The sequence below is a fragment of the Pseudomonadota bacterium genome (genome assembly GCA_039815145.1).
Lineage (GTDB): Bacteria > Pseudomonadota > Gammaproteobacteria > Steroidobacterales > JBCBZW01 > JBCBZW01.
The window spans coordinates 1-4,084 of the sequence record JBCBZW010000238.1; the positions used below are offsets into that span (position 1 = coordinate 1).

5 protein-coding genes are annotated in these 4,084 nt (G+C 68.3%); 4 read left to right on the top strand and 1 reads right to left on the bottom strand.

Going from position 1 to position 4,084, the window contains the following annotated elements:
* A partial coding sequence (locus tag AAF184_25010; protein MEO0425618.1) for a hypothetical protein occupies positions 1 to 265 on the bottom strand: 265 nt, incomplete at its 3' end.
* Positions 266 to 568: 303 nt separating this feature from the next.
* On the opposite strand from AAF184_25010, the gene AAF184_25015 reads away from it, so the two are divergent.
* The 4 genes from AAF184_25015 to AAF184_25030 all read left to right on the top strand — a co-directional run.
* Positions 569 to 1,810, top strand: coding sequence for an oligosaccharide flippase family protein (locus AAF184_25015; protein MEO0425619.1), 1,242 nt, complete (start codon positions 569 to 571; stop codon positions 1,808 to 1,810).
* Entirely contained in the window at positions 1,798 to 2,703 is a 906-nt protein-coding gene (locus tag AAF184_25020; GenBank protein ID MEO0425620.1) for a glycosyltransferase, read from the top strand. The genes AAF184_25015 and AAF184_25020 overlap by 13 nt, the downstream gene beginning before the upstream one ends.
* Before the next feature lie 10 nt (positions 2,704 to 2,713).
* A complete protein-coding gene (locus tag AAF184_25025) occupies positions 2,714 to 3,700 on the top strand; it encodes a glycosyltransferase family 2 protein (protein MEO0425621.1) in 987 nt (328 codons plus the stop codon).
* On the top strand, positions 3,697 to 4,084 hold a 388-nt coding region (locus AAF184_25030), incomplete at its 3' end, for a glycosyl transferase (GenBank protein ID MEO0425622.1). The genes AAF184_25025 and AAF184_25030, both read left to right, overlap by 4 nt.

The window sequence follows — 4,084 nt, forward strand, 5'->3', positions numbered from 1 at the left end:
CCCAGCGCGCCGCCCAACGCACGCCCGTGCCGTCGGGGAACAAGGCATCGGCGCTCTCGAGCGCCTCGCGGTAGGACGCAGATCCCCACATCACGTTGTAGCCGTGGGCGTTGACGAACGCGTAGCGGCGTTTCGCACCGCGCTCGACGTCAGCGACGATGCGCTCCACCGCCCCCTCGAGCGTGCCACGCTCCAATGCCAGCCCCAGCAATCGCGTCGGGTTGGGCGTCTCGTCGGGTCGGCACGGTCGGTTGCAGTCGTTCATGGCGGGGCTCTCCTGCGTGGGTTGTGTTGCCCATCCAAAGCAGGGTTTGTGCCAACGGCCTAAGTCACTGAAATTGCACGCGCCCTGGGTCCACGACGGCATGCGCAAGGGAATACCCTTCGCGAAACGCAACGAAGCGGTCGCAGAAGGCGAGGCACATCGCAAAGTCGACACGCCTGCAGATCTGGCGTAGGCGCCACGTTCGGAGGATTAGCAGCGGGTAATCAGTGAGTTAGGCGGCGCTTGGGAGGAGTTGGCCCGGTTCGTGGAGAAGCACTCCCCGAATCAACCACGAGCCAGCCCATGACGGACCCCCGCCACATCCTCCTCGGCCAATTCGGCGCCTTCTGTGCGAGCGAAGGCGCCACGCGCCTAACACGGATATTCGCCGCGATCGTCGCCGCTCGTTGCCTGAGCCCGGCCGAGCTCGGCCTTGCCGCTCTGGCCGTCGCCGTCAGCGAGCTGATCAAGTCGGTCGCCAACGGTGGCCTGGGGCCGCAGCTGATCGCGGTGGATGGCGCCCATCTCGCGGCGTACGCGCGGACGTGCCAGCGCCTGGTCTACGGGATCTGCCTGAGCGTTGCGGGGCTCCAGTGCCTGCTCGGACTGCTGCTGGCGCATTGGATGGACGCGCCGGTCCTGTTCCCGCTCCTGGCGAGTCTCGCGCTGGTGTACCCGATCATGGCACCGGGGCTGGTCTCCTGCTTCCTGATCATGCGCGAGGGTCGGCTGACCAAGACGGCCGAGATCGCTGCCACCCAGATGGTGGCGGACAACCTCCTCACGATCTCCCTGCTGCTGCTGTGGCCGAGTGTCTGGGCACTCGTGGTGCCGAAGCTGCTGGTGGCGCCCATTTGGTTGCTGCGCACACGCAGCGCTCGCCCCTGGCGCCCGGATCCCACGGTGCCGCCTGCGCCGGCGTGGCCGCTGCTTCGCTTCGGCGCCGGCGTGGCGATCGCGGAGTTGGCGGCGACGGCCCGCCTGCACGGCGACAAGTTGCTGCTCGGGCTCATCCTCGGTGCGGATGCCCTCGGCCTCTACGTCTTCGCCTTCAACGCCGGACTCGGGATCAGCCTCGCTCTGTGCGGCGCGTTCTCCCTGATCGCCTACCCCAGACTGTGCCGAAGTGAGACGCCCGAGCGCGAACTGCCCTCGCTGATGCGCCTGGGACTGCTCGTGGTCGGGCCCATCGCCCTGTTGCAATCGCTAGGCGCGTCCTTCTACGTGCCGCTGCTCTTCGGCGAGCACTGGCGCGACGCGGTCGCCCTGATCGCCGTGCTCTGCCTGGCCGCGCCCGCCCGCCTGGCGGGGGGCCTCGCCCAGCAATACCTGCGCGCCACCCATCGCACCGCCAGCGATGCAGCGTGGGCCTGGGGCAGCACCGTACTCACCCTCGGCGCGGTCATGGCCGCGGCGCTGGCGGCCGGCGTCGGCGGCGCCGTCCACACGTACACCTTTCTGACCTGGGCCTGCGATGGACTGCTCTGCGCGTACGTCCTGGGGCCCCTCTCGACCACCACCCGGAGAACGCTATGCAAACCGTAAGCATCATCATGCCCGTGCACAACGCACAGGCCACCCTCGACGACTCCATCCGCAGCGTGCTCGCCCAGGACTACGCCGAGTGGGAGCTGCTCATCGTGGACGACGGCTCCACCGACGACAGCATCGCCATCGCCCTCGAGGCCGCGCGCCACGACCAGCGCATCTGCGTGCTGTCGCAGGAGAACGGCGGCCCCTCGACCGCACGCAACCTAGGCCTACGCCACGCCAACGGCGAGATCATCGCGTTTCTCGATGCGGATGATCTCTGGCAGCACGACAAGCTGGCCACCCATATCTCCCTGTTCAACTTCCGCCCGGAAATCGATATGAGCTTCGCCCGGATTCAACCGATCGACGGGAACGGCAAGCCCTGCGCCCGCCGCAGCCGCATGCCAAGGGGGCCCCTTGCGTTGGAGGCACTCCTGGCCAGCAACCCCGCCTGCACGTCATCCAACCTGGTGGCACGCAAGCGCCTTATGGATCGTATAGGCGGCTTCGACGAGCGCCTGCATCATGCCGAGGACCAGGAGCTGATGGTTCGCGCCCTGATGCGCGGGGCCCGTATCGAGGCCATCAACTGCACGCTCGTGCGCTACCGGGTGAGCACCGACAGCGCCTCGGCAAACCTCGAGGCCATGCTGAGCGGCTGGCAACGAATGATCGCAGCCATCCCGGGGCTCGATGGCACGACCCTCGCCCAGGCGCAGGCCACCTACCACCGCTACCTCGCGCGGCAGGCCCTGCGCACCGGTCGCCCCCTGCGCGAGGCCTTCGCCCACCTGCGCCGGGCGCTCGCGCCTCGGCCCAGCGACGCCTCGCCCCTGGTCCAGCGTTCGGCCTTGGGCAGCCTCGCCCACGCCCTGCGCCTGCCGTTCGCCCACAACCATAGCTAGGAGGACGACCATGCCTACGGTCTCCGTGATCATGCCCGCCTTTCGGGCGTCAAAGACGATTCGCGAAGCCGTCGATTCGGTGCTCGCGCAGCGCTTCCAGGATTTCGAACTGTTGGTGGTGGAGGACGGCTGCCCGGAGCGTAGCGGCGAGATCGCCCTCCAGGCGCAAGACCCTCGCGTGCGTTTGATCCGCCAGGCGAACCGTGGCCTCGCCGGCGCGCGCAACACCGGCATCGCCGCTGCGGATGGGCGCTACATCGCCCTCCTCGACAGCGACGATCGCTGGATGGCGAACAAGCTCGAGCGCCACGTCGCCCTGCTCGACCGGGAGCCGCAGGTGGGCGTGAGCTACAGCGCCTCCGCCTTGATCGGCAGCGACGGGCGCCCCCTCGGCCTCGCTCAGCGTCCGCGCCTCAAACGGGTGACGCCCGCTCGCGTGTTCTGCCGCAACCCGGTCGGCAACGGGTCCGCCGCCGTTATCCGGCGCGAAGTGTTCGATCAGATCGCCTTCCATCGCCCGGAGCAGAATCGCCCCGAATTCTTCGACGAGACCTTTCGCCAGAGCGAAGACATCGAGTGTTGGGTGCGCATCGCCCTCACCACGCCGTGGGAGTTTCGCGGCATCGGTGAGCAGCTCACGGCCTACCGCATCGCCGAGAGTGGTCTTTCTGCCGACGTGATCAAGCAGTTCGACAGCTGGCAGCAGATGGTGGAGCACGCGCGCCGCATCGACCCGGTCTTCACCGCTCGCTACGAGTCCGTCGCGCGCGCTTACCAGCTCCGCTACCTCGCCCGACGCCTGGTGGCCCAGCGCGATGGCGGCTTCGCCTCGCAGCTCATGGCCCAAGCCCTGCGCTGCCACCCCGCGATGATCGCGGCCGAGCCCGTCAAGACCACCACCACCCTCGCCGCCTGCCTGGCCCTCAAGGTGCTACGCGACTCCTGGTACGTCGCCTTGGAACGCCTCGTCACCGGATCACGGGGAGCCACCTCATGACACCTGGCAAAGTTGTTCACCTTCTACGCGACACGCGGCTCGGCGGCGTCACGCGGATGCTCCACACCCTGGTCGACGGCGGCGCCCTGGCCGACATCGACCAGTCCCTCCACGCCGTGGACGACCCTAGCGGCTGGAGCGCCGCCTCTCGCCACGCCGACACCATCGTCCTGCACGACTCCCTGAGCTGGCGCCTGCTGCCCTGGCTGTTCCTGCTGCGCGTGCGACGCCCGCGGGCCAGAATCATCCTCGTCGAACACTCCTGCTGTGCGGGCTTCGAACACCATTGCGTGCCCGTGCGGGGTCGCTTCCGATCGATGCTCGCCCTGTCTTACGCCCTGGTCGACAAGGTGGTCGCCGTCAGTGCCGCCCAACAGCGCTGGA